Here is a 25736-nt window from a genome sequence, read left to right on the forward strand (position 1 = left end):
CGGCGGAGCCGTCAGGGCTCGTAGCGCCCGAGGCCGAGAAGCGGGATCCGACGTTCGTCGTCGGTGAGTGACCCGTGCTGGCCGATCATCCCGCGCGCACTCTGATCGGTCGGCCGGGAGTCGTAGTAGGCGATGCGTTTGCGGGTGGCCACGATGACGTCCCCGATACGCGGCAGCACCTCCGGATCGACCTCGCCGTACCAGCCGTGCTCGATCGCCTCGGCTCGCGTCGCGACCCAGGACCGAGCGCCCTCCTCGGACCTCCAGGACGCCGCCAGCCGCTCGTGGTCCGCGGCGTCCGCGGCGGCGTCGAGATAGAGGTGCAGGCATCGCGGCTCGCCACCGACGTGTCGTACACCGTCCACGAGCGCCGGGGCCTGATCGAACAGGACGTGCTGGTGGGCCGGGACGTCGACGACGCCGTGGTCGGCGGTGACGAGGGCTCCCGCCGTGGCCGGTAGCCGGGCCGACCACCGTCTCAGGTCGCCGTCGAGCTCTTCGAGCAGCGCCGTCCAGCGGGCTGACTCCCACCCGTACTCGTGCGCCGCCTGGTCGAGTTCCGGGACGTACACGTAGCTCAGGGTCCGTCCGGAGCTCGCGGCGACGACGTCGAGCGCCGCGTCGAGACGGTCGGCCATCGAGCGTCCCGCCCGGTAGTCCGCGCCACGGAGGACCGCTCGGGTGAAGCCCGAACCGCGGTACCGCTCCTGGCCGATGACCGTGGTGGTGACGCCCTCGGCACGTGCCCGTTCGAACACGGTGGGCAGACGCTGCCAGGTCTCGGGGACCATGCCGGGGTCCCAGCCGCTCAGCTGGTTGACGACCCGGTCTCCGGCGAGGTCCCTGGCTCGATAGCTGACGAGTCCGTGACGGCCGGGGAGTGCCCCGGTGGTCAGCGTCGCGATCCCGGCGGCGGTCGTCGACGGGAACGCGGAGGTCGTCGTCGACCGAGGGCCGAGACGGGGGGCGAGGAAGCGGGCGTGAGCGGCGGCTCCGCGGAGGTTCGCAGCGCCGAGGCCGTCGACGAGGACGACGATGGCATGGTCCGCCGACGGCAGCGATCCACCGCTCGAGGTCAGGGATGCGAGGCAATCCGGGAGGACATCGGCAAGGCTGCGCGAGTCAGGATCGACCGTCGGTAGCATGGAGGTCATCGGGCTCAGTCTCGCACACCGCATGGTCGAGCGAGCCCCGCCATCGCCGCCGAGCATCGGCTCGGTGTCCCTCAGCAGAGACACGGAATGACCCGCCAACAGCAGACCCCGCCGACGGAGCCCAGTGGCGAGCGCATCGAGGACATCGATGTCTCGTCGGAGATGCAGACCTCCTTCCTGGAGTACGCCTATTCGGTCATCTACGCCCGCGCCCTCCCGGATGCCCGCGACGGGCTGAAGCCCGTCCAGCGCCGCATCCTCTATCAGATGACCGAGATGGGTCTCCGCCCGGATCGCGGTCACGTGAAGTCGGCGCGGGTCGTCGGTGAGGTGATGGGCAAGCTGCACCCGCACGGCGACACGGCGATCTACGACGCGCTCGTCCGCCTCGCGCAGCCGTTCACCCTGCGTGTGCCGCTGATCGACGGCCACGGCAACTTCGGATCGCTCGACGACGGACCAGCCGCCCCCCGGTACACGGAGGCCCGGCTGGACGCCGCTGCCCTCGCGCTCACCGCCGACCTCGACGAGGACGTCGTCGACTTCGTCCCGAACTACGACAATCAGTTCATGCAGCCGGAGGTGCTGCCGGCGGCGTTCCCCAACCTGCTCGTGAACGGTGCCAGCGGCATCGCGGTCGGTATGGCGACGAACATGGCGCCGCACAACCTCGTCGAGGTCATCGGCGCCGCCCGGCACCTCATCGCGCACCCGCAGGCGACCCTCGAGGACCTCATGGAGTTCGTGCCCGGACCGGACCTGCCGTCCGGCGGGACGATCGTGGGGCTCGACGGGATCAAGGACGCATACGCGACGGGCCGTGGTTCCTTCAAGACCCGCGCGAAGGTGTCCGTCGAACCGGTGACCGCCCGGAAGACCGGCCTCGTCATCACGGAACTCCCGTACCTGGTCGGGCCCGAGAAGATCATCGAGAAGATCAAGGACGGCGTCACCTCCAAGAAGCTCAACGGCATCTCGGACGTCACCGACCTCACCGACCGGATGCACGGACTTCGGCTCGTGATCGGGATCAAGACCGGCTTCTCCCCCGAAGCCGTCCTCGAGCAGCTCTACCGGTACACCCCCCTCGAGGACTCGTTCAGCATCAACAACGTCGCCCTCGTGGACGGCGGCCCGCAGACGCTCGGTCTCCGCGAGCTGCTCCAGGTGTACGTCGACCACCGCATCAGTGTGGTCACCCGCCGGAGCCGGTTCCGGCTGGCGAGGCGGAAGGAACGCCTGCACCTCGTCGAGGGTCTCCTCATCGCGATCCTCGACATCGACGAGGTCATCCAGGTCATCCGGGCGAGCGACGACTCGGAGCAGGCCCGCGCGAGACTGATCGAGGTCTTCGACCTGTCCCAGCTGCAGGCCGAGTACATCCTCGAGCTCCGGCTACGACGGCTCACGAAGTTCTCGCGGATCGAACTCGAGGCGGAGCGCGACAAGCTGCTCGCGGAGATCGCCGAACTCGAGCGCCTGCTCGGGAGCCAGCGACTGATCCGGGCGGCGGTCTCGGCGGAACTCGCCGCCGCAGCCGAGCAGTTCGGCACCCCACGACGGACGATGCTGACGAACGCCAAGCCGAGCGTCGCGACGACCGGGCGCGGCAAGAGCGCCCCGATCCTCGAACTGGCCGACACCCCGTGCCGTGTCTACCTCAGCGCGACGGGACGGGCGCTCCGCGTCGACCTCGACCCGGACGCTCAGGCGCCCCGGCCAGGACGTCGGAGCAAGCACGATGCGATCCTGAGCGTCGTCGAGACCACCAGCCGCACCGAGCTCGGCGCCGTCACGAGCAAGGGACGGCTCATCCGGTTCACGCCGCTCGACCTCCCCGCGGTGCCCGCGGCGTCCATCCAGCTCGCGGCCGGCGTCCGGATCGGTGAGTACCTCTCCCTGCCCGACCGCGATGAGCGGGTGCTGGCCATCGTCTCCCTCTCCAGCGAGCAGCCGATCGTGCTCGGCACCGAGACCGGCGTGGTCAAACGCGTCATCCCGGGCGATCTGCCCGCGAAGCCCGACTTCGAGGTCATCACGCTGAAGCCGCGCGACCGCGTCATCGGTGCGGCGCAGGTCGGTGACGACGCCGAGCTCGTGTTCGTCGCCTCCGACGCGCAGCTCCTCCGCTTCGCCGCGTCGTCCGTCCGGCCGCAGGGTCGTGCCGCGGGTGGCATGGCCGGCATCAACCTCGCCGCCGGTGCGAAGGTCATCTCCTTCACCGCCGTCCTCCCGGACGACGAGGTCGTCGTCGTCACCGTCGCGACGAACTCACTCACGCTGGCCGGGACGGACACCGGCAGCGCGAAGGTGTCCGAGTTCTCGGAGTTCCCCGCCAAGGGTCGGGCGACGGGCGGGGTCCGGTCGCAACGCTTCCTGAAGGGTGAGGATCAGCTGGCCGTCGCCTGGGTCGGCGCCGCTCCGGCACACGCCGTCGGCACGGACGGGACGCCTCGGACGCTCCCGGAGGTCGGGGCCAAGCGTGACGCATCCGGCACGCCGCTCGACGCTCCCATCGGGTTCATCGGCGGCGCGATCACACCGCCGGTCGCTCCGCCGACCACGGATGACGCGACCGCCGGCGACGAATCCGACTGAATCCTGTCCTGCGCCGACGAGGCCCGGTCCGAGCATCCGCTCGCACCGGGCCTCGATCGTTCCCGAACCAGAGGGGTCGTCCTCGGGCCTCGTGAACCCCGCGAGGATCAGACGTCGATGCTCTCGCGGGACAGTCGGTCGGAGCTGTCCACGATGAACTCCTTCCTCGGGGCGACGTCGTTGCCCATGAGGAGTTCGAAGATACGTCCGGCCGACTCGGCGTCCTCGACGCGCACGCGGCGGAGCGTGCGGTGGCGTCGATCCATCGTGGTCGTCGCCAACTGGTCGGCGTCCATCTCGCCGAGTCCCTTGTACCGCTGGATCGGTTCCTGATGCTTCTTGCCGGTGCGCTTGAGGTCGGCGAGCACGGCGTGCAGCTCGGCTTCGGAGTAGGTGTAGATCGTCTCGTTCGGCTTCGAACCGGGGTTGATGACGATGACCCGATGGAGCGGTGGCACCGCAGCGAAGACGCGGCCCGCCTCGATGAGCGGCCGCATGTAGCGGAAGAAGAGCGTGAGCAGGAGCGTGCGGATGTGCGCACCGTCGACGTCCGCGTCGCTCATCAGGATGATCTTCCCGTACCGGGCGGCGTCGAGGTCGAAGGATCGACCTGACCCGGCTCCGATGACCTGGATGATGGACGCGCACTCGGCGTTCGACAGCATGTCGGAGACGGAGGCCTTCTGCACGTTCAGGATCTTGCCGCGGATCGGGAGGAGCGCCTGGTACGAGCTGTCGCGCGCCAGCTTCGCCGTCCCGAGGGCGGAGTCCCCCTCGACGATGAACAGTTCACTCGACTCGAGGTTGCCCGAGCGGCAGTCGACCAACTTGGCCGGCAGTGACGAGTTCTCGAGGGCGTTCTTCCGGCGCTGCGTCTCCTTGTGGGTCCGGGCGGAGATCCGGGACTTCATCTCGGACACGATCTTCTCGAGCACGAGCGCCGTCTGCGCCTTGTCATCCCGTTTCGTCGAAGCGAACCGCTCCTTGAGTTCCTTGGCGACGACGTTCGCCACGATGGCCCGCACGGCAGGCGTCCCGAGGATCTCCTTCGTCTGGCCCTCGAACTGCGGCTCCGCGAGCCGGACCGTCAGCACGGCGGTCAGGCCGGCGAGGACGTCGTCCTTCTCGAGCTTGTCCGAGCCGACCTTCAGGCGGCGGGCGTTCTGCTCCACCTGGGCCCGGAGGAACTTCAGCAGCCCCTGATCGAACCCCAGCTGGTGCGTGCCGCCCTTCGGCGTGGCGATGATGTTGACGAAGCTCCGCATGACCGTCTCGTACCCGGTCCCCCAGCGAAGGGCGATGTCGACCTCCGCCTCCCGTTCCACCTCGGTCGCGACCATGGTGCCCGACGGCGACAGGACGGGCACCGTCTCGGTGAACGTGCCGCTTCCGGTGAGACGCCAGGTGTCGGTGAGGGCGGTGTCGCCCGCCAGGTAGTCGACGAACTCCGAGATGCCGCCCTCATAGCGGTACATCGCCTCGGTCGGTTCCTCGACGGTCTCGTCGCGGATGTGGATGCCGAGCCCCTTGATGAGGAAGGCCGTCTGACGGGCTCGGCCCAACAGCTCCTCAGCCTGGAACTGTGCACCCTTCGTGAAGATCTGGCGGTCGGCCCAGTAGCGGATCCGCGTGCCCGTCACGCCGCGCTTGGTCTTCCCGATGACCCGGAGTTCGCTCTGCTTCTCGAAGGGGGTGAACGGCGCGTCCGGCGTGGGCTCACCGGTGTCGGCGAAGATGCCGGGCTCGCCACGGTGGAAGGACATCGCGTAGGTCTTGCCACCGCGGTCCACCTCGACATCGAGCCGTTCCGAGAGCGCATTGACGACGGAGGCGCCGACGCCGTGCAGCCCGCCCGACGCGGCGTAGGACCCACCGCCGAACTTGCCGCCGGCGTGCAGCTTCGTGAACACGACCTCGACGCCCGACAGGCCGGTCTTCGGCTCGATGTCGACCGGGATGCCGCGCGCGTGGTCTCGGACCTCGACGCTCTGGTCGGCGTGCAGGATGATCTCGATCTCGTCGCCGTGCCCGCCGAGGGCCTCGTCGACCGAGTTGTCGATGATCTCCCAGAGGCAGTGCATGAGGCCCCGCGAGTCCGTCGATCCGATGTACATGCCGGGTCGCTTGCGCACCGCCTCGAGGCCTTCGAGGACGGAGAGATGCCGGGCGGAGTAGTCGCTGCTCACCTCTCAAGAGTAGTCTCCGCGTCCGACACGCCGATGGTGACACTCGGCGGCGATCCCGCCATCCTGCATTCCGGCCGGCCACCCATCCGGCTGAGGGTCTGGTCCGAATGATCTACGCGCAGAGCGAAACGAACGCGCAAAGGCACACCGTTGCGGCGAACGCGTGCTTTCATGAGTACTACGAGTTTCGTAGCCGCCCGAGTCAGGAGGAGCACATGTCACAGACTGCTACCGAGAGCACGCCGAGTGACCTCGACGCCCAGCAACTGACTGCCGCCGATCGTTGCGATCTGTGCGGAGCACAGGCCTACATCCGCGTGCAGATGAACAGCGGTGAGCTGCTGTTCTGCGCGCACCACGGCAAGAAGTACCAGGAGAAGCTGACGCAGGTCGCGACCGACTGGCACGACGAGTCTGCGCGGCTCTTCACCGAGCAGCGCGCGTAGCCTCCCCAGTCATGACGAAGGGCCCCGGATCCGAGATCCGGGGCCCTTTGTCATGGGTTCAGCCGATGGATGTGACGATCTGTGCCCGTGCCTGCTCGGCGATGTGGTCGAGCGCCCGCAGTTCCGGCGACTCGTCGAGCATCGACGTCCCACCCGCGACGGCGATGGCCTGACGGAGCAGACGGTCGGCCAGTTCGGGGTTCTTCGCCAGCACCGGTCCGTGCAGATGGGTGCCGATGAACGGACCGACCATCGCCCCCTCGGTGCCGTCTCCGTTGCCGCGGCCGTGGCGCACCGCGCCGACCGCCTGGACGCCCGTACCGGCGCGGAAGTCCCTCGCGTGGTTCTCGTAGCCTACGAGGACGGGCGACTCCAGCTCGAGGTCGCCGGCCGGCACGACGAGCAGGTCGTCGCTGGCCCGAGCGCTGCGGAGCGGGGCGTCCCCCTCGATGATCGCGAGTCCGTCCACCCAGCTGCCCGGTGTCAGTTCGAGACGACGGGTGAGGAGCTTCCATCCGTTCGCCACGGCGAGGACCGGCACCCCAGCCTCCACCCAGGCGATGAAGGCGTCGCGGAACGGTCGGAGCGCTTCGAGGACGACCGGGGCGGACGGGTCGTCGCAGGAGCCGAGCACGACGGCGTGGACCGCGTCGGGCAGATCGGACACCGACTCGACGGGGACCAGCTCGACGGTGAGCCCGCGAGCGCGACCGCGGCGGGCGAGGACCGATCCGTTCTCGGCGTCGCCGTTGACGTTGCAGCTCGATGGCAGCAGGACGGCGATGGTGATCGTCGGCTCGGTCGTCATGCGTCGTCCTGATCGTTCGAGGCGAGCCCGAGGTGCGCACGCGTGCGACGCATCGAGTCGGCGGTGAAGATGACGGTCTTACGGCCGACACCAGGGGCGGGGAGCGCCAGGAACGCGTCGAGGGCCGCACCGAGATCCGGCTCGATGCGATCGATCTCGACGCCGTCGTACCCGAGCTGGAGCGCCGCCTCCCAGGCCTTCGACCCGGAGACGACGGCGACACGACCGAGACGGGCCGTGTCGACCGGCCACAGGTAGGACGGGTCGCGGACGTCGCTGCCGACGGCCACCAGGATCTGTTCCGTGTCCGGGGCGAGACTGTCGATGTTCAGTTGGAAGCTCGCCGGGTTCTGGACGAGCACGAACTCCACTTCGACGCCACGCACGGTGGTCACCTCTCCGCGGCCGAAGACCGGGGTCAGGGCCTCGAACGAGGCCGCCGCCGTCGCGAGTCGGAACTCCGGCCCGAGGACGGCCGCAGCACCGGAGATGGCTGCAGCCGCGTCGACGGCGTAGTGCACGCCGCGAGCAGGGAGACGGAACCGCGCGGTCTCGCCCTTGTGCGCGATGACCACCTCATCGCCGGCCAGCGACTGCACCACCGTGCCGGCGTCCGCGTCCACACGATCCGGAGCGGTCGAGCTGTAACCGAGACCACGTGGGCTGGCTTCCAGGACCGAGGCCGAGACGCCGTACCGCCACCGGGTCGCGGCACTGCCCGAGGCAACCGCGTCGACCAGCGCGTCGTCGCCGTTCAGCACCAGCGAACCGGTCGATCGTCCGGCGATCGCGTCGAGCATCCGGGACACCATGGCGGCATCGTGGAAGCGGTCGATCTGGTCGACGGACACGTTCGTCAGGATGACATGCGCTGGACGGAGCCGCGGGGCGATCAGGGCGCCGTGGCCCTCGTCCATCTCGAGCACGCCCAGGTCCGCGTCGATCCGACCTCGCAGGTCGGCACGTTCGAGTAATGCCGAGGTGAGGCCCTGTGAGATGTTCGCCGTGGACGGGTTCGTGAACACCGAGACCTGATGCGCGCGCAGGATACCTACGAGCATCTTGGTCGTGGTGGACTTCCCGCTCGATCCGCTCACGATGACGAGGCCACGCGGGAAGCTGTTCAGCGTGTCTGGCAGAAACCCGGGCGCGACCCGGTTGACCACGAGGCCGGGAACGGCAGATCCCCCGCCCGGCTTACGCAGCCTGGCGAGGAATCGGACGGCTCGACCCGCGAGGATGGCGGGGGCGTAGCGCATGCTCCTACTCGAGGTAGTCGCGGAGCGACTGGGATCGGCTCGGGTGACGCAGCTTCGCCATGGTCTTCGACTCGATCTGTCGGATCCGCTCGCGCGTGACGCCGAACGTGTCACCGATCTGGTCGAGCGTCTTCGGCATGCCGTCTCCGAGGCCGAAGCGCATCCGGATGACCCCGGCTTCACGCTCGGACAGTGAATCGAGCAGCGACTCCAACTGCTTCTGCAGCATGGTGAAGCTCACCGCATCGGCGGGGACGACCGCCTCGGTGTCCTCGATCAGGTCGCCGAACTCGCTGTCGCCGTCCTCGCCCAGCGGGGTGTGCAGCGAGATGGGCTCGCGGCCGTACTTCTGGACCTCGATGACCTTCTCAGGCGTCATGTCGAGCTCACGGCTCAGTTCCTCAGGCGTGGGTTCGCGACCGAGGTCCTGGAGCATCTGGCGCTGCACGCGGGCGAGCTTGTTGATGACCTCGACCATGTGCACGGGGATGCGGATGGTCCGCGCCTGGTCGGCCATGGCTCGCGTGATGGCCTGACGGATCCACCAGGTCGCGTAGGTGGAGAACTTGAAGCCCTTCGTGTAGTCGAACTTCTCGACGGCACGGATGAGACCGAGGTTCCCCTCCTGGATGAGGTCGAGGAACTGCATGCCTCGTCCGGTGTAGCGCTTGGCGAGGCTCACGACGAGTCGGAGGTTGGCACCGAGCAGGTGGCTCTTCGCCCGGGCTCCGTCCTTCGCGACCCACTGGAGTTCTCGGCCGACCCGCGAACGCTTCTCGAGGTCGGACAGCTGCGAGAGCTTGTCCTCCGCGAAGAGTCCGGCCTCGATGCGCATGGCGAGTTCGACCTCCTCTGCTGCGTTGAGGAGGGCGACCTTACCGATCTGCTTGAGGTAGTCCTTCACCGGGTCGGCGGTCGCGCCGGTGATCGCGGCGGAGTAGACCGGGATCTCGTCGTCGTCGCTGTTGGAGAGCACGAGTGCGTCGGTGGGGAGGGTGATCTCGGGGACGGACTTGTCGTCCTCCTCCTCGACCGTCTCCGTCGCTTCGCCGGCGGGTGCGTCGACCACGGCGTCGTCGGCGACGACCTCGACGACGACGTCCTCGTCGTCGGCAGCCTCATCGGCCTCCGAGTTCGTCTTCGGGGCGGCCTTGGCACGCGTGGCCTTCGCCTTGGGAGCGGCTTTCGTGCGCGGCGTTGCGGGCTTGGTGGTCCGAGCCTTCGCTGCGGGAGCCTCCGTGGCCTCGTCTGCCGGCGCTGCTTCGTCTGCGCGAGCGGTCTTGGTGGCCATAGCTGCACCTTCCTGTTCGGACCCGGCTTCGAGAGTCAACGCCGGATCGTCCGTGATTTCGGACATTACGAGGACCCATGTCAAGTCTTGGTGCAGTGCAACCCGAAAAGGGCCGCCGACATTCCGAGAGGTGAACGGGTCCGAGTTCCATTATAGCGCGCTACGGAAGGCCGCAGAGCCACCGGCGGTTTGTCAAGAGCTGGTCCGGCGCACGGGGCGAACGCTCAGCGACGGCGACCGAGTCGGGCGCGGACGGCGATCCACAGCGGGCCGACCGCGATCCCCTCCTCCTCGACGAAGCGCTTCCGTGTGCGCGACCTGGCCACGAGCAGCATGGCGACGCCGAAGCCGATCACGAGGTACTGCACCGAGAACGCGATCCTGAAGCTGTCCATCGAGTAGTCGGCGCGCGAGCCGCCACTGACCGCGTCGATGATGAGGCCGATCAGGAACATGATGACGAAGCTCGCGAGGAACCCGCCGACGTTGACGATGCCGTTCGCACCGCCGAGCGCACGGATGGGGTTGAAGGTCCTGGCGAAGTCGAACCCGATCAGCGACCCCGGTCCGCCGACCCCCACGACGACGAACAGGACGATGACGAGCCACATCGGTGGCACGCCGGGCCACAGGAGCAGCGCCGCCCACGCAAGGCCCATGACGGTCACGATGCAGAGCACCAGGTTGCTGCGCCGATACGGGAACCGAGCGGTGAGCACGCCGATGATCGGTCCCGCGATCATGCCGGAGACGACGATCACGATGAGGAGCGACGCCGCAAGCGGCTGCGAGTACCCGAGCGCGTAGACCATGAACGGGAAGCCCCAGAGGAGGGTGAGGACGGTCCCGGAGGACTGGGTCACGAAGTGCGACCAGAACCCGAGACGGGTGCCGGGCCGCCGCAGGCTGACCACCACCTCGCGGACGACGTGGCCCCAGCTCTCCGGCCGGGGTGCCTCGTCGGACCCCGTCGGGCGGTCGCGGACGACGATCAACACGCCGACCAGGGCGAGCAGGACGAGGCCCGCCGCGCCGAGGAACGCCGGCGACCACCCGAGGGCGTGCAGGACGAACGAGAAGGGGACCGCCGACAGGACCTGCCCGATCTGCCCGATGTTGCCCACCCACTGCGAGACGATCGGGACCCGGTGCGTCGGGAACCAGGAGTTCACGAGCCGGAGGACCGAGGTGAACACGGCGGCGTCGCCGAGTCCGACGAGCATCCGCCCGATGATGGCGCCTCCCAGTTCGGTCGTGAGCCCCAACCAGATCTGACCGATCATGACGACCGACAAGCCCGCTGCGATGAGGATCCGTGGACCGAGGCGGTCGATGAGGACGCCGACGGGGACCTGCATCGCGGCGTAGACGATCAGCTGCGCGACCGCCAGCGTCGACAGGGCGGCGGCGTCGATGTGGAATCGGCCGGTGGCGTCGACGGCTGCGACACCGAGCGTCGACCGCTGCATGACGGTGATGAGGTAGGCGAACACCCCGACGCCGAACACCCACCAGACGCGTCGAGATCCCACCGATCCAGCTTAGGTGCTCGAACGGTCCTCGTCGCCGTGCCGCCTGCTGGCGAGGAACTTCTCGAGTTCGGCCGCGATCTCGTCGGCGGTCGGCAGGGCACCGTCGATGTCGGTGAGCGGCGACTTCGGGGAGTTGTCCGCCATGTAGGCGTCGTAACGCTCTTCGAGCGTCGTGACCAGCTGACCGAGTTCGTGGTTCGTGCCGACCTGTTCGTCGATCTTGGCGAGGAAGTCACGGCCGTCCTCACGGAGCCGGTCCGTGGGGAAGATCAAACCGGTCGCGGCACTCAGGCTCTCGATGGCCATGATCGCCGCGGCGGGGAACTCCGTGTCCGCCAGGTAGTGCGGGACGAGGAGGACGAACGCCGCGATGCTGTCGCCGCGCTCATAGAGGCGGTGTTCGAGCAGGTGCAGCACGTTGGACGGCACCTGAGTCCGCGGGCGCCAGACCGAGAGCGACTCGATGAGATCGAAGCGGTTGCCGCTCACGGTCACGCCGATGGGTCGGGTGTGCGGGACCGGCATGGGGATCGCGTGGACCCACGTCGTGTCGCTCACCCGGAACCGGTCGACGAGTTCCAGCACCGCGGCGACGAACCGTCCCCACAGGAAGTCCGGCTCGAAGCCGGTGAGGAGGAGGAACGGCGATCCGAGCTCGTCATGCGCGAGCGAGAGCGTCAACCGCGGCGGACGGTATTCCGTCAGGTGGTCCTGGTCGAAGGAGATGATCGGTCGGCGCGCGCGGTAGTCGAGCAGCACGTCGGCGTCGAACTCGGCGACGACCGTCGTGTCGAGCACGTCGTCGAGGTAGGAGTTCAGCTGCCCGACCGCTCCCCCGGCGTCGGAGAAACCGGTGAGCCCCGCGACCAGGTGCAGGCCGGCCGGCACGTCGATCTCTGCGTGCACCTCGTAGAGGTCGTCTGGCGTAGGCATGGTCCAACTCTAAACGGGGGTGTCCGAGGGCTCCGCCCCTCTGGCCCCTCCGGGTACCGCCGAGAGCGAACAGGGGCGGCGTCGCGTCCGGCCCGCGGGGCGCGTGCCTACGATGGAGACATGACGATCCCCGCACTGTCCGTCGTGTCCGCCACCGTGGAGCAGCTCGAGGGCGAGTTACTCGTCCTCGCAGTGAGGCAGGGCCAGGACGGCCCGGAACTGCTCGCTCCCGAGCCGTACACGGCACTGACCGCAGTACTTCGCGCCTCTGGTGTCTCCGGGGCCGAAGACCAGGTGCGTCGGCTCCCCGACCACTTCGGGACCGCGGCGGGTCTCGTCCTCATGGGACTCGGCGCCGACACGGACCCTGCGGCCTTCCGTCGCGCCGCAGGCGCGGTGACCCGAGGGCTGGACGGCCACGCCTCCATCACGTTCGCGCTGACGGAGGAGACGGCGGAGGCAGCGGAAGCCGTCCTCGAGGGCGCGGCCATCGGCGCGTACCGCTACGCCGCGTCCCGTGGCACGGGAACGCCGTCGGCGCCCGACCCCCTCGAGCGCGTCACCGTCGTCGTCCCGCCCGCCCTCGACGCCCCTGGTGTCGACGTCGCCGAGCACGCTGCGGCGGTCGCCGAAGCCATCGGGCTCGTCAAGGACCTCGTCAACACCCCACCGAACGAGCTCTACCCGGCGACCTTCGCCGACGCCGCGCGGGCCGCCGTCGACGGCCTCGACGTCGAGGTCGAGGAATGGGACGAGACCCGCCTGGCCGAGGACGGCTTCGGCGGCATCCTCGGGGTCGGGCAGGGATCCTCACGGCCCCCGCGTCTCGTGAAGCTGAGCTACCACCCGGAGGCGGCTCGAACGCACCTCGCGCTCGTCGGCAAGGGCATCACCTTCGACAGCGGTGGGCTGTCGTTGAAGCCGCCGGTGTCGATGGTCGGCATGAAGTACGACATGACCGGGGCGGCCACCGTCCTCGCCGTCCTGGCCGCCGCTGCGCGCCTCGGCGTGCCGACGAGACTCACCGCCTGGTTGTGTCTCGCCGAGAACCTCCCCTCCGGGACCGCGATCCGACCGAACGACGTCCTCACCATCCGTGGTGGACGCACGGTCGAGGTCACCAACACCGACGCCGAGGGCCGTCTGGTCCTGGCGGACGGTCTGGTCGCCGCCGGCGAGGAGGAGCCGGACGCGATCATCGACGTCGCGACCCTCACCGGCGCCGCCGTGGTGGCGCTGGGCAACCGCTACACCGGGGTCATGGGCGACGCCGCGTTCGTGACCGACCTCATCGCGACCGGGTCCGGCGCCGACGAGCTCTTCTGGCCGATGCCGTTCCCAGCGGAACTCCGCAAGGTGCTCGACTCGGACGTGGCCGACCTCGCGAACGCGAAGCCTGGCACCACCGCGGGCGGCATGCTCGTCGCCGGGACCTTCCTGCAGGAGTTCATCCCCGAACGCACCGATGCCGAGGGCGTGGCGACCCGCATCCCGTGGGCGCACCTGGACATCGCCGGCAGCGCCATGAACGGCGACGCCGCATACGGCTTCACCGCCAAGGGACCGACCGGTGTCGCGGTCCGTACCCTCCTCGCAATGGCCGAGGAGATTAGCCACCCGTAGTAAGGTCGACGGGGGCGGTTCGACCTGCCTCGACACCGCCGAACACACCACGACGGTTTCCGATCGACCACGAAGCACACACAAGGAGCAACGGAGTGTCCGAGCAGAATTTTGACCTGGTAGTCCTGGGAGGCGGAAGCGGCGGATACGCTGCGGCGCTGCGCGCTTCGCAGCTCGGCCTCACCGTCGGCATGATCGAGAAGGACAAGGTCGGCGGCACCTGCTTGCACCGCGGCTGCATCCCGACCAAGGCGCTGCTGCACTCCGCCGAGGTCGCCGACGCGTCCCGCGAGTCCGAGAAGTTCGGCGTCAAGTCGACCTTCGAGGGCATCGACATCGAGGGTGTCACGAAGTACCGCGAGGGCATCGTCGCGAAGAAGTACAAGGGGCTCCAAGGCCTCGTGAAGGCTCGTGGCATCACCACGATCGAGGGTGAGGGCCGTCTGGTCTCCCCGACGAGCGTGCAGGTCGGCGACGACCTCATCACGGGCAAGAACGTCATCCTCGCGACGGGTTCGTACAGCCGCTCGCTCCCCGGCCTCGAGATCGGTGGCCGTGTCATCACGAGCGAGCAGGCGCTGCAGCTCGACTTCGTCCCCAAGAAGGTCGCCGTGCTCGGCGGCGGCGTGATCGGCGTCGAGTTCGCCAGCGTGTGGAAGTCCTTCGGCACCGAGGTGACGATCATCGAGGCGCTCCCCCACCTCGTCCCCAACGAGGACGAGGCCATCAGCAAGGCCCTCGAGCGCGCGTTCCGCAAGCGCGGGATCGAGTACTCGCTCGGCGTCCGGTTCCAGGGCGTCACCCAGGACGACCAGGGTGTGCAGATCACGCTCGAGGACGGCAAGACCATCGACGCCGAGCTCCTGCTCGTCGCCGTCGGCCGTGGCCCGTCGACCGCCGGACTCGGTTTCGAGGAGGTCGGTGTCACCATCGACCGCGGCTTCGTCATCACCAACGACCGCCTCGAGACGAACATCCCCGGCCTCTACGCCGTCGGCGACATCGTGCCCGGCCTCCAGCTCGCGCACCGCGGCTTCCAGCAGGGCATCTTCGTCGCCGAGGAGATCGCCGGTCTCAAGCCGGTCGTCATCGAGGACATCAACATCCCGAAGGTCACCTACAGCGACCCCGAGATCGCGTCGGTCGGTCTGAGCGAGGCGAAGGCGGCTGAGCAGTACGGCGCCGACAACATCACGAGCTACGACTTCAACCTCGCCGGCAACGGTAAGAGCGAGATCATCGGCACGAGCGGCAACGTCAAGGTCATCCGCGTGAACGACGGCCCGGTGATCGGCGTCCACATGATCGGTGCCCGGGTAGGCGAGCTCATCGCCGAAGGCCAGCTCGCCGTCAACTGGGAGGCATACCCGGAGGACATCGCGCCGCTCATCCACGCACACCCCACGCAGAACGAGGCGCTCGGCGAAGCATTCCTCGCGCTCGCAGGCAAGCCCCTGCACGCGCTGTGACGCGGCCCGAACACCCCAATAAGCTAAAGCACACACAACAGGTTTCAAAGGAGACAAGGTCATGAGCGAATCCGTCAGCCTCCCGGCACTCGGCGAGAGTGTCACCGAGGGTACGGTCACCCGCTGGCTGAAGAATGTCGGCGACACCGTGGAGGTCGACGAGCCGTTGCTCGAAGTTTCGACCGACAAGGTCGACACCGAGATCCCTTCGCCCGTCGCGGGTGTCATCGAAGCGATCCTCGTCCAGGAAGACGAGACCGTCGAGGTCGGTACCGCCCTCGTGACCATCGGTGATGGTTCGGGCGCTGCCGCAGCCGAAGAGCCCGCCCCCGCGGCGGAGCCGGCAGCTGAAGCACCCGCCCCTGCCGCCGAGCCCGAGCCGGCCCCGGCAGCCGAGCCTGCTCCGGCTCCCGCCGCTGCTCCGGCTCCGGCTGCTGCTCCGGCTCCGGCTGCTGCTCCGGCACCGGCCGCTGCTCCGGCTCCCGCGCCTGCTGCTCCGGCTCCCGCGCCTGCTGCTCCGGCTCCGGCCGCTGCTCCGGCACCTGCTGCTTCCGAGCAGCCTTCCGGTGTCGTCAACTCCGGCTATGTCACGCCGCTCGTCCGCCGCCTGGCGAACCAGCACGGGGTCGACCTCAACACCGTCACCGGCACCGGTGTCGGTGGACGCATCCGCAAGGAGGACGTCCTCCAGGCACAGCGTGCCGGCAGCACGACCGACACCGAGACCGCAGCGGCACCCGCCGTCCAGGTCTCGGAACTCCGCGGCACGAGCAAGGCCATGTCGCGTCTCCGCAAGGTCGTCGCCGAGCGCGCCGTCGCTTCGATGCAGGGCACCGCCCAGCTCACGAGCGTGGTCGAGGTCGACGTCACGAAGGTCGCCGCCCTGCGCACGGCCGTCAAGGACGAGTTCCTGGCCAAGACCGGCAACAAGCTCTCCTTCCTGCCGTTCTTCGCCCTCGCAGCCAGCGAGGCGCTCCAGACGTACCCGATCATCAACGCCACGGTCGACGGCGATCAGATCGTCTACCCGGAGACCGAGAACCTCGCGATCGCGGTCGACACCGAGCGTGGTCTCCTCACCCCGGTCATCCGCGACTCCGGCTCCAAGTCGATCGCGGAGCTCGGCGCGGAGATCGCCGACCTCGCTCAGCGGACGCGCGACAACAAGCTGCAGCCCGACGAGCTCTCCGGCGGGACGTTCACGCTGACCAACACCGGCTCGCGGGGTGCGCTGTTCGACACCCCGATCGTGTTCCTGCCGCAGTCGGCGATCCTCGGAACCGGCATCGTGACCAAGAAGCCGGTCGTCGTGACGGTCGACGGGGCTGACGCCATCGCCATCCGCTCGACGGTCTACCTCGCCCTGAGCTACGACCACCGGATCATCGACGGCGCGGACGCTGCACGCTTCCTCGTCCAGGTGAAGAACCGCCTCGAAGCAGGCGACTTCCGCGGCTCGCTCGGGATCTGATCGCAGCACGACCACCCGGGGATCTCCGCCTCATCCGGCGGTGAAGACCTCCCGCAGACGCCAGCCCGTCTCGCCCCTCACCACGAGGAGCGTGACGGGCTGGCGTCGTTTCGTCGCACCGTCGTCCGTGGCCACTCCTTCGCCGGTGCCACGGAGGACCGCCGCGTCGCCCTGGCGGTCGACGAGCTCCAGCGTCGCCGCCTCGATCGATCCGATCCCGTCGCCCACCTGCTCCTCGTCGCCGAACGGCGATCCCGGTTCGACAGCCTCCCAGAGGCACGTTGCATCCGAACTCGAACGACACTGGTCGCGTCTGAGCACGAGTGCGCGGGCGGCTGCGAGCGGATCATCGCCCTCGACGGCCTCATCGCCCTCGCCGGCCTCGGCGGATGCGGCGGCATCGGGCTGCACGGAGGGGACGGGCGCAGGAACGGAGGACGGGGGCTGCGACGTCGAGGGCCGCTGCCCGCTCGATCCGGCGTCTGCGGTGCTCGGCGCCTCCGGCGGCAGGAGCACCATCGCGGTCGACGCCAGTACCACCGCCATGCCCGCTCCCCCGAGGATCAGGCGCCGGCGCGGTGGGCCGCTCCGCCGCACCGCAGGGCGGTCGGCGCTCGCCTCACGGGAGCGGCGACCCCCACGAACGTCGATGCACTGACGCAGCCTCGTGGTCAGGGGCGTGCGGCGCCTCGCCTCGGCGACAGCACGTCTCGTCGGCGGCGCGGTCGACCGCATCGCCCGGTCGTGTTCGACGGCAGCGCGGATCTCGTCGGCTGCGGTACCCGTCGGAGGATCGATGCGGTCCAGGAGGACAGGCAGGGGTCGTGCGAGGGCATGGATCCGCTGCTGCAGGCGGTTGGCGATCTCATGGTCGGCGAGTCCGGGCGCGACTTCCGCGACCCACGGCTCAGTCTCGGGCTGATCGGCGGACGGCGTCGATCGCAGCACTCCGTCCATGAGTCTGGAGAACGCCGACCAATCCTCGACGAACGCCGGGTCGGGTTGGCCGGTGCCGCCGCTGAGACCGGGACGGTCGACGGCGACGGCCTGGGACCAACCGGCGAGGACCGGTCGACCGTCGGCGGCGAAGGACACCGCCGTGGCCGCGATGCCACCGTGACTGATGCCCGCGAGATGCGCCGCTCGGACGGCGTCGACGAGCGGCGCCAGGATGGTGACGGCTTCGCCAGGAGCGATCGACTCGCGGCGTCGTAACAACTCCCCCAGCGTGCCACCGGCGAGCCGCTCGACCAGCAGGCACGGAAGGCCACCTGGGTCCTCTGCGACGTCGATGAGTCTCACGATGTGCGGATGATCGAGACGCGACAGGATGGCCGCCCGCCGCCAGAGGCTCCGTTCAGCGGCGTCCGCCCTGGCGCGGAGCAGGACGGCGTCGGCGACGGTCGGCGCAAGGACTCCTCCGCCGCGTCCGCCGGGCTGGACCTCGACCGGGACCGTCGAGTAGGCCGTCCACTCCTGGCCGGTACCCAGGCGCCTGACGAGGCGACGGCCTGCCACGGTGACTGCTGCATCGGACGGATCGATCGTCGTTTCCATATCCCGATCCTGTGACGTCGAGGGTCCGGTGCGTCCCTCCGCTCACATCGTTGTGGACAAGGAACCGGCGGGGCGCTCCTGTGGAGCACATCTCAGCATCACGACCCTCCGGCACCGGCTATCCTGGGAGCATGGCTCAGAAGGACGCGCCCCCGGCGGCGCAGAAGGAACCAGGGCGGATCAAGCAGCTCTGGCAGGTGTTCCAGCTCACCCGTCGCCACGACAAGGCGGCGCAGTGGTTGATGCTCGGTGGGTTCATCCTGCCGGTCCTCATCGGCATCGCCGTGGCGCTGCTGTTCTCCGCCGGAAACATCTTCGCGCTCGTCATGTGGATTATCGCGGGCGTGCTCGCGGGTATCCTGGCTGCGCTGTTCATCCTCACGCGTCGCGCGGACAAGGTCGTCTACACGCAGATCGAGGGTCGGCCCGGCGCTGTCGGACAGGTCCTCCGTGCGGCTCCGCGCTCGTGGCAGACCAGCGAGATGCCCGTCGCCGTGAACCCCAAGACCCAGGACGCGATCTACCGCGCCGTCGGTCGCGGGGGCGTCGCCCTCATCGCCGAGGGACCACGTTCGCGCACCTCACGCCTGCTCGAGGACGAGAAGCGCAAGGTCACCCGTATCCTCCCGAACGTCCCCATCACGGTCTTCCACGTCGGCCCCGACGCCGACTCCGTGCAGCTCCGTCAGCTCTCCGGTGCCCTCCGGAAGGTCAAGAAGTCCTTGACCAACCCAGAGGTGCTCGCCGTGAGCAACCGCCTGTCGTCGTTCGGCACCCAGCTCCCGATCCCGAAGGGCGTCGACCCGATGCGGGTCCGCCCGCAGCGCGCACGCTGATCACCTGACGTCGCGCAACGTCTCCCGCGCAACCGCAACGGCCGCCCTCTCCGGAGGGCGGCCGTTGTCGCGTTCCGATCGTCAGCGCGGATTCAGCGCACGCGGAGGAGCACCGTGCCGGCGACCTTGTCGTGGAAGCCGCGCTGGTCCGAGTCCCAGACGAGCGCCGGCACGACGACGCACAGGAGCACCGTCCGGACCACCGGACGCCACAGCCCGACCCAACCGCCGGTCAGTGGCATCAACCGCATGCCGCATAGGCGGTGACCGATGCTGCCACCGATCGTCGGGATGAACACGAGCTGCATGATCGCGAAGATGACGAGCGTCGCCGTGGCGTCGTAGGCGAAGAAGGCGACGGAGAGCACGACGGCGAGAGTCCAGTCGATCACGAGGGCGGTGATACGCCGACCGACCCGCGCGACCGAACGGACGCCGCTCTCGGGAAGTCCGAGCCGTTCGCCAGGGAAGGCACTGGGAGGAAGCTCACCGAAGGTCCGTGGATTCTGCGGGGTCTGGGGCACTGTGCCATTCTATTCGGGCGGGGATTCTCGTAACATCCACGAAACATGGGTGTCATGGCGGGGTAACCCCCTCCCCGTAGTCTCACAGGTGGCTGCGCTGTGCAGCCTCCCTGTACCAACCCCATTTGGAGCCATTCACATGTTCAGTGATTCTTCCGAAGTGCTCAAGTTCATCAAGGACACCGATGTCAAGTTCCTCGACATCCGCTTCACGGACCTTCCCGGCGTGCAGCAGCACTTCAACATCCCGGCCAGCACCGTCGACGAGGAGTTCTTCACCGTCGGCCAGCTCTTCGATGGCTCGTCCATCCGTGGCTTCGCCAACATCCACGAGTCCGACATGCAGCTGATCCCGGATGTCTCCACCGCCTACATCGACGCCTTCCGTGCCGAGCGCACGCTCATCATGGTGTTCGACATCTACAACCCCCGCAACGGCGAGATCTACTCGAAGGACCCGCGTCAGGTCGCCAAGAAGGCTGAGAAGTACCTCGCCTCGACCGGCATCGCCGACACCGCCTTCTTCGCCCCCGAAGCAGAGTTCTACATCTTCGACGACGTCCGCTACGAGGTGAACCAGCACTCGAGCTTCTACTCGGTGGACTCCGAAGAGGGAGCTTGGAACACCGGTCGCGCCGAAGAGGGCGGCAACCTCGGTAACAAGACGCCGTACAAGGGTGGCTACTTCCCCGTCAGCCCCGTCGACAAGCAGGCCGACCTCCGCGACGACATCAGCCTCAAGCTGATCGACGCCGGCCTCATCCTCGAGCGCGCTCACCACGAGGTGGGCACCGGCGGCCAGGCCGAGATCAACTACCGCTTCGACACCATGGTCGCCGCGGCGGACGACATCCTGAAGTTCAAGTACATCGTCAAGAACACGGCTGAGCTGTGGGGCAAGACCGCGACCTTCATGCCGAAGCCGCTCTTCGGCGACAACGGTTCGGGCATGCACACGCACCAGTCGCTCTGGAGCGACGGCAAGCCGCTCTTCTACGACGAGAACGGCTACGGCGGTCTCTCCGACCTCGCCCGCTGGTACATCGGTGGTCTGCTGAAGCACGCCCCCGCGGTCCTCGCCTTCACGAACCCGACGGTGAACTCCTACCACCGCCTCGTCCCCGGCTTCGAAGCTCCGGTCAACCTGGTCTACTCGGCCGGCAACCGCTCAGCGTCGATCCGTATCCCGATCACGGGCACGAACCCGAAGGCCAAGCGCATCGAGTTCCGCGCGCCCGACGCCTCCGGCAACCCGTACCTGGCGTTCGCCGCGCAGCTGATGGCGGGCCTCGACGGCATCAAGAACCGTATCGAGCCGCACGAGCCCGTCGACAAGGACCTCTACGAGCTTCCCCCCGAGGAGGCCAAGAACATCCCGCAGGTGCCCGCATCGCTCGGTGCCGCACTCGAGGCACTCGAGGCGGACCACGAGTTCCTCCTCGCCGGCAACGTCTTCACGCCGGAGCTCATCGAGACCTGGATCCAGTACAAGCGCGAGAACGAGATCAAGCCGCTGGCCCAGCGCCCGCACCCGTTCGAGTTCGAGCTGTACTACGGCGTCTGAGTCCCTTCAGCACCACGAACCGCCCCGTCATCCCTCCGGATGGCGGGGCGGTTCCGCGTGATCGGTGAGCCGGGCTCAGAGCCCGTAGAACCCGTGCTCGAAGACGGTGCGGGCCCGACGGGTGGCGGCGAGGTAGTCCTGTTCCAGGAGGCTCGCCGATCCGGTCGGGTACTCCAACAGCCGTGCGACGCCCTCGAGCTGCAGTCGGTCGCTGGGCAGCACGTCCTGGGTCTTGTTCAACCACAGGGTCATGGCCGAGCGGATCCGCGACGCCAGGATCCACGCGTCGCGCAGACGGTCGGCGGACTCCCGATCGACGAAGTCCGCCTCCACCGCCGCGTCGAGCGCCCGCAGCGTCGACGTCGTCCGGAGCGCAGGCACATCCGCACCACGCTCGAGCTGCAGCAGCTGCACGAACCACTCGACGTCGCTCAGTGATCCGCGTCCGAGTTTGAGGTGTCGGGTCGGATCGGCGCCCTGCGGCAGTCGTTCGTTCTCGACCCGCGCCTTGATCCGCTTCACCTCACGGACGGACTGCTCGCTGATCTCCGCCGGGTAGCGGACGGTGTCCGCCACCTCGGTGAAGGCGGCGATCAGGTCGGGGTCGCCGACGACGCCGGCAGCCCGCAGGAGCGCCTGCGCCTCCCAGGTGAGCGACCAGCGCGCGTAGTAGTTCCGGTAGGAGTCGAGGGACCGCACGAGTGGCCCGTTCTTGCCCTCCGGGCGCAGGTCGAGGTCGAGGTCGAGCGGAAGTCGTGCGTCCTCGCTCAGCCGGTTGAGCTCGGCGGCGATCGCAGCCGCCTGCCGTTGCGCGAGCTGTGGCTCGACGTCCGGAAGCGCCCGGAACACGTAGAGGACGTCCAGGTCCGAGCCGAGGCCCAGCTCGGCTCCGCCGTACCGACCCATGGCGATGATGGCGAACTCGATGTCGGCTCCGAGCCCGCCGATGCGGCGGACGGCACCGAGGAGTCCGGCGAGCGTGGCCGTCGAGACGTCGGTGAGACCTGCGGCCAGCCCCTGGACGTCGAGCATGCCGACCGTGGAGGACATCGCGAGGCGCAGGACCTCGCGGCGCCGTACCGCCCGGATGGCTGCGGCCGCGGAGTCGGGAGAGTCGTGTCGTCGGAGGATCGCAGCGATCTCCTCGCCGAGCGCTGCCGACGACCGGGGGCGGAGGTCCTCATCGCCGGCGAGCCAGGCAGCGGACTCCGGGATCCGGTCCATGAGCTCGCCGATGAACCGCGAGCCGGACAGCACGCGGGTGAGGCGCTCGGCCGCACCCGAGGAGTCGCGCAGCATCCGGAGGAACCAGTGCGACTCGCCGAGCGCTTCGCTGAGTCGTCGGAACGCGAGCAGGCCGTAGTCGGGGTCGGCGCCGTCCGCGAACCACCCCAGCATGACGGGGAGGAGGTGCCGTTGGATGTTCGCGCGACGGGACACCCCGGCGGTGAGCGCTCCGATGTGGGCCAGCGCACCGCGGGGGTCGACGAAGCCGATCGCCGCGAGTCGGGCCTCAGCCTGCCCGCTGGTCAGACTCAGTCCGCTCTCGGGCAGGGCGGCGACCGCCGAGAGCAACGGACGGTAGAACAGCCGCTCGTGCAGTTGCCGGACGCCGTGCTTCGTCGTCTCCCACCGGGAGACGAGTGCCTGGGCGGTCGTCGCGAGCGTGCTCGACCGTGCCAGCGACCGGAGCGACGGCTCGTCGCGCGGCATCATATGGGTGCGTTGCAGTCGCGTCAGCTGGAGACGGTGTTCGAGGACGCGGAGCAGGCGGTAGTCGTGCGCGAACTCCTGCGCCTCGGCGCGACCGATGTATCCGGCCGTGGCGAGGCCGTCGAGCGCCGCGAGCGTGCCGCGCTGGTGCACGGAGTCGTCGAGCTGGCCGTGCACCAGCTGCAGGAGCTGGACGGTGAACTCGATGTCGCGGAGGCCACCCGGGCCGAGCTTCAACTGATAGTGGACGTCCTCCGCGGGGATGTTCTCGGTGACGCGCTCGCGCATGCGCTGCACGGACTCGACGAAGCCCTCACGTGACGCACTCCCCCACACCTTCGGCTGCACCGCCTCGATGTAGCGCGCCCCGAGCTCCTGATCGCCGGCGAGAGCCCTGGCCTTGAGGAGGGCCTGGAACTCCCAGCTCTTCGCCCACCGGTCGTAGTAGACCAGGTGTGACTCGAGGGTGCGCACCAGGGCGCCCGCCTTTCCCTCCGGGCGCAGGTTCGGGTCGACCTCCCAGAGGCTCGGCTCGAGACCGGCCTGGCCGAGGCCCCGCATGGTGAGGACGGCGAGTCGGGTGGCGATCTCGACGGCACGACCGTTGTCGAGGCCGCCCTCGTCATCCCCCGAGCCCTCACCGACGAAGATGACATCCACGTCCGAGACGTAGTTCAGCTCTCGCGCGCCGGCCTTGCCCATACCGATGATGGCGAACCGTGTCGCCGCGACCTCCTCGCGCGGATAGACGCCGGGACCGCGTGAGCCGCTCGTCTGCGTCCTGGCGACCGCGATCGACGCCTCCAAGGCGCCGGCAGCGAGATCGGAGAGGGCGCTCGCGACGCGGTCGAGGACGACGATGGGATCGGGTGCGCAGAGGTCGAAGAGCGCGACCTCCGCGAGCAGACGCCGGTAGACGACGCGGATCGCGTCCCAGGCCGGTTCCTCGACGACCTCGGCGAAGCCGTCCACGGCACCGACGCTCGCGAGCAGCTCGTCGCGGGCTTCGTCGAGGGTCGGGACCCTCGTGACCGGCAACTCGAAGACCGACAACTGGTCGGGGTGCCGCAGGAAGAAGTCGATGAACCCCTGCGATGCCCCCAACAGCCGGAACAAGCGTTCGGTCGACGCCTGGTCGGCGAGGAGCGCGGCGAGCTCGTCGGGCGACTTCCGGCCGATCATGAGCACACCGACGAGCGCCGCGTCCGGATCCGCCGCGACGGCGAATGACGGCGTGATGACCGCCGGGTCGACCGGGACGAGCGCCGCGAGTTCCTGCAACCGATCCCGGGCCTCACCGAGACCGGTGAAGCCGAGCCTCGCGAGGGTGCTGAGCGAGATGTTCTCCCGGACCATACGAGCCACCGGCCCCCTCGGTTAGAGCATCTCCAGGTTGCTGGCCAATTCGAACGGGGTCACCTGGGCGCGGTACTCCTGCCACTCCTGACGCTTGTTCAGCAGGACGTAGTTGAAGACCTGCTCACCGAGCGTCTCCGCGACGAGTTCTGATCCCTCCATGAGGCTCACGGCACGATCGAGGCTGGCGGGCAGGGCGTTGTACCCGAGGGCACGCCGCTCCGTGTCGGAGAGGGTCCAGACGTTGTCCTCGGCCTCGGGTGGGAGCTCGTAGCCCTCCTCGATGCCCTTGAGGCCGGCCGCGAGCATGAGCGAGAACGCGAGGTACGGGTTCGCCGCCGAATCGATGGCACGGTACTCGACCCGGGCGCTCTGGCCCTTGTTGGGCTTGTAGAGCGGGACCCGGACGAGCGCCGAACGGTTGTTGTGACCCCAGCAGACGAAGCTCGGCGCCTCGGAGAGCTTGTTCGGCCCGACGCCACCCCACAGTCGCTTGTAGGAGTTCACGAACTGGTTGGTGACCGCGGTGATCTCCGGAGCGTGCGTGAGGAGCCCGGCGATGAACTGCCGGCCCGTCTTCGAGAGCTGGTACTGCGCACCGGCCTCGTAGAACGCGTTGGAATCGCCTTCGAACAGCGACATGTGCGTGTGCATGCCGCTCCCCGGCTGGTGGACGAGGGGCTTCGGCATGAAGGTCGCGTAGACGCCCTGCTCGATCGCCACCTCCTTCACGACGGTGCGGAAGGTCATGATGTTGTCCGCCGTGGTGAGGGCGTCCGCGTACCGGAGGTCGATCTCGTTCTGACCCGGCCCGGCCTCATGGTGGCTGAACTCGACGGAGATGCCCAGGTCTTCCAGCATCCGGACGGAGCGACGACGGAAGTCGTGCGCGGTCCCGCCGGGGACGTTGTCGAAGTAGCCGGCGGAGTCCACGGGCTCCGGGCCGTCGACGCCGTACTGCGAGGACTTCAGGAGGTAGAACTCGATCTCGGGGTGCGTGTAGAAGGTGAACCCCATGTCGGCCGCCTTGGCCAGGGTGCGCTTCAGGACGTTCCGCGGGTCGGCCACGGCCGGCTGGCCGTCGGGCGTCGTGATGTCGCAGAACATGCGCGCGGTCGGGTCGATCTCGCCGCGCCACGGGAGGATCTGGAACGTCGTCGGGTCCGGGTGCGCCAGCAGGTCCGACTCGTAGGAACGGCTGAGCCCCTCGATCGCGGAGCCGTCGAAACCGAGGCCCTCGGAGAAGGCGCCTTCGACCTCGGCCGGAGCGATCGCGACGGACTTGAGGGTGCCGACGACGTCGGTGAACCACAGCCGGACGAACTTGACGCCCCGCTCCTCGATCGTGCGGAGAACGAAGTCGCGCTGCTTATCCATCTGCCCCTCTTCCTTCGGCCGGCGGCCCGTGTCTAGGCT

The 25736-nt window shown here is 68.7% G+C and carries 18 protein-coding genes; 7 read left to right on the top strand and 11 right to left on the bottom strand.

Translation table 11 applies throughout. The features are described from left to right. Positions 1-11: 11 nt before the first annotated feature. Positions 12-1154 carry an alkaline phosphatase family protein gene (locus tag ASF68_RS01645; RefSeq protein ID WP_056005944.1) on the bottom strand — a complete coding sequence of 381 codons (1143 nt, stop codon included), beginning with the start codon at positions 1152-1154 and terminating at the stop codon, positions 12-14. 87 nt (positions 1155-1241) lie between these two features. On the opposite strand from ASF68_RS01645, the gene ASF68_RS01650 reads away from it, so the two are divergent. Continuing rightward, a complete protein-coding gene (locus tag ASF68_RS01650; protein ID WP_056005947.1) occupies positions 1242-3752 on the top strand; it encodes a DNA topoisomerase (ATP-hydrolyzing) subunit A in 2511 nt (836 codons plus the stop codon). Between the two features lie 107 nt (positions 3753-3859). Here the strand turns inward: ASF68_RS01650 and ASF68_RS01655 are convergent, their stop codons facing one another. After that, entirely contained in the window at positions 3860-5938 is a 2079-nt protein-coding gene (locus ASF68_RS01655) for a type IIA DNA topoisomerase subunit B (RefSeq protein ID WP_056005950.1), read from the bottom strand. A gap of 215 nt (positions 5939-6153) precedes the next feature. Between ASF68_RS01655 and ASF68_RS01660 the strand changes: the two genes are divergently transcribed. Continuing rightward, positions 6154-6384 carry a hypothetical protein gene (locus ASF68_RS01660; RefSeq protein ID WP_056011197.1) on the top strand — a complete coding sequence of 77 codons (231 nt, stop codon included), beginning with the start codon at positions 6154-6156 and terminating at the stop codon, positions 6382-6384. Positions 6385-6442: 58 nt separating this feature from the next. On the opposite strand, the gene ASF68_RS01665 is transcribed toward ASF68_RS01660, so the two are convergent. The 5 genes from ASF68_RS01665 to ASF68_RS01685 all read right to left on the bottom strand — a co-directional run bounded on the left by ASF68_RS01665 (position 6443) and on the right by ASF68_RS01685 (position 12207). Then, positions 6443-7192 carry a type 1 glutamine amidotransferase gene (locus ASF68_RS01665; RefSeq protein ID WP_056005953.1) on the bottom strand — a complete coding sequence of 250 codons (750 nt, stop codon included), beginning with the start codon at positions 7190-7192 and terminating at the stop codon, positions 6443-6445. Next, positions 7189-8451 (bottom strand): MurT ligase domain-containing protein, encoded by a 1263-nt coding sequence (locus ASF68_RS01670; RefSeq protein ID WP_056005956.1) that lies wholly within the window; start codon positions 8449-8451, stop codon positions 7189-7191. Before ASF68_RS01670 ends, ASF68_RS01665 begins: the two co-directional genes overlap by 4 nt. A gap of 4 nt (positions 8452-8455) precedes the next feature. Continuing rightward, positions 8456-9742, bottom strand: a complete 1287-nt coding sequence (locus ASF68_RS01675; RefSeq protein WP_056005959.1) for an RNA polymerase sigma factor — start codon at positions 9740-9742, stop codon at positions 8456-8458. 224 nt (positions 9743-9966) lie between these two features. Further along, positions 9967-11274 carry a nitrate/nitrite transporter gene (locus ASF68_RS01680; protein WP_056005962.1) on the bottom strand — a complete coding sequence of 436 codons (1308 nt, stop codon included), beginning with the start codon at positions 11272-11274 and terminating at the stop codon, positions 9967-9969. A gap of 9 nt (positions 11275-11283) precedes the next feature. Next, a complete protein-coding gene (locus tag ASF68_RS01685; protein ID WP_056005965.1) occupies positions 11284-12207 on the bottom strand; it encodes a proteasome assembly chaperone family protein in 924 nt (307 codons plus the stop codon). A gap of 120 nt (positions 12208-12327) precedes the next feature. On the opposite strand from ASF68_RS01685, the gene ASF68_RS01690 reads away from it, so the two are divergent. The 3 genes from ASF68_RS01690 (at position 12328) to ASF68_RS01700 (ending at position 16770) form a co-directional block, all read left to right on the top strand. Then, entirely contained in the window at positions 12328-13830 is a 1503-nt protein-coding gene (locus ASF68_RS01690) for a leucyl aminopeptidase (RefSeq protein WP_056005968.1), read from the top strand. A gap of 95 nt (positions 13831-13925) precedes the next feature. Continuing rightward, complete coding sequence (gene lpdA / locus ASF68_RS01695; protein WP_056005971.1) at positions 13926-15299, top strand: dihydrolipoyl dehydrogenase; 1374 nt, start codon at positions 13926-13928, stop codon at positions 15297-15299. Positions 15300-15360: 61 nt separating this feature from the next. Beyond that, positions 15361-16770 carry a 2-oxo acid dehydrogenase subunit E2 gene (locus ASF68_RS01700; RefSeq protein WP_056005974.1) on the top strand — a complete coding sequence of 470 codons (1410 nt, stop codon included), beginning with the start codon at positions 15361-15363 and terminating at the stop codon, positions 16768-16770. Positions 16771-16800: 30 nt separating this feature from the next. Here ASF68_RS01700 and ASF68_RS01705 read toward each other — a convergent pair whose 3' ends face one another. After that, positions 16801-18327 (bottom strand): protein kinase domain-containing protein, encoded by a 1527-nt coding sequence (locus ASF68_RS01705; protein ID WP_056005977.1) that lies wholly within the window; start codon positions 18325-18327, stop codon positions 16801-16803. Positions 18328-18458: 131 nt separating this feature from the next. Here ASF68_RS01705 and ASF68_RS01710 point away from each other — a divergent pair, with 131 nt between their 5' ends. Continuing rightward, positions 18459-19163 carry a DUF4191 domain-containing protein gene (locus ASF68_RS01710; RefSeq protein WP_056005980.1) on the top strand — a complete coding sequence of 235 codons (705 nt, stop codon included), beginning with the start codon at positions 18459-18461 and terminating at the stop codon, positions 19161-19163. Between the two features lie 92 nt (positions 19164-19255). Here the strand turns inward: ASF68_RS01710 and ASF68_RS01715 are convergent, their stop codons facing one another. Then, a complete protein-coding gene (locus ASF68_RS01715) occupies positions 19256-19687 on the bottom strand; it encodes an RDD family protein (RefSeq protein WP_056005983.1) in 432 nt (143 codons plus the stop codon). A 139-nt stretch (positions 19688-19826) separates the two neighbouring features. Between ASF68_RS01715 and glnA the strand changes: the two genes are divergently transcribed. Next, entirely contained in the window at positions 19827-21251 is a 1425-nt protein-coding gene (gene glnA / locus ASF68_RS01720; RefSeq protein WP_056005986.1) for a type I glutamate--ammonia ligase, read from the top strand. 75 nt (positions 21252-21326) lie between these two features. On the opposite strand, the gene ASF68_RS01725 is transcribed toward glnA, so the two are convergent. Beyond that, complete coding sequence (locus ASF68_RS01725) at positions 21327-24320, bottom strand: bifunctional [glutamine synthetase] adenylyltransferase/[glutamine synthetase]-adenylyl-L-tyrosine phosphorylase (protein WP_056005989.1); 2994 nt, start codon at positions 24318-24320, stop codon at positions 21327-21329. A 21-nt stretch (positions 24321-24341) separates the two neighbouring features. Next, positions 24342-25697 carry a glutamine synthetase family protein gene (locus ASF68_RS01730; protein WP_056005992.1) on the bottom strand — a complete coding sequence of 452 codons (1356 nt, stop codon included), beginning with the start codon at positions 25695-25697 and terminating at the stop codon, positions 24342-24344. Positions 25698-25736: the final 39 nt, after the last annotated feature.

The sequence above is a fragment of the Plantibacter sp. Leaf314 genome (assembly GCF_001423185.1).
GTDB lineage: Bacteria > Actinomycetota > Actinomycetes > Actinomycetales > Microbacteriaceae > Plantibacter.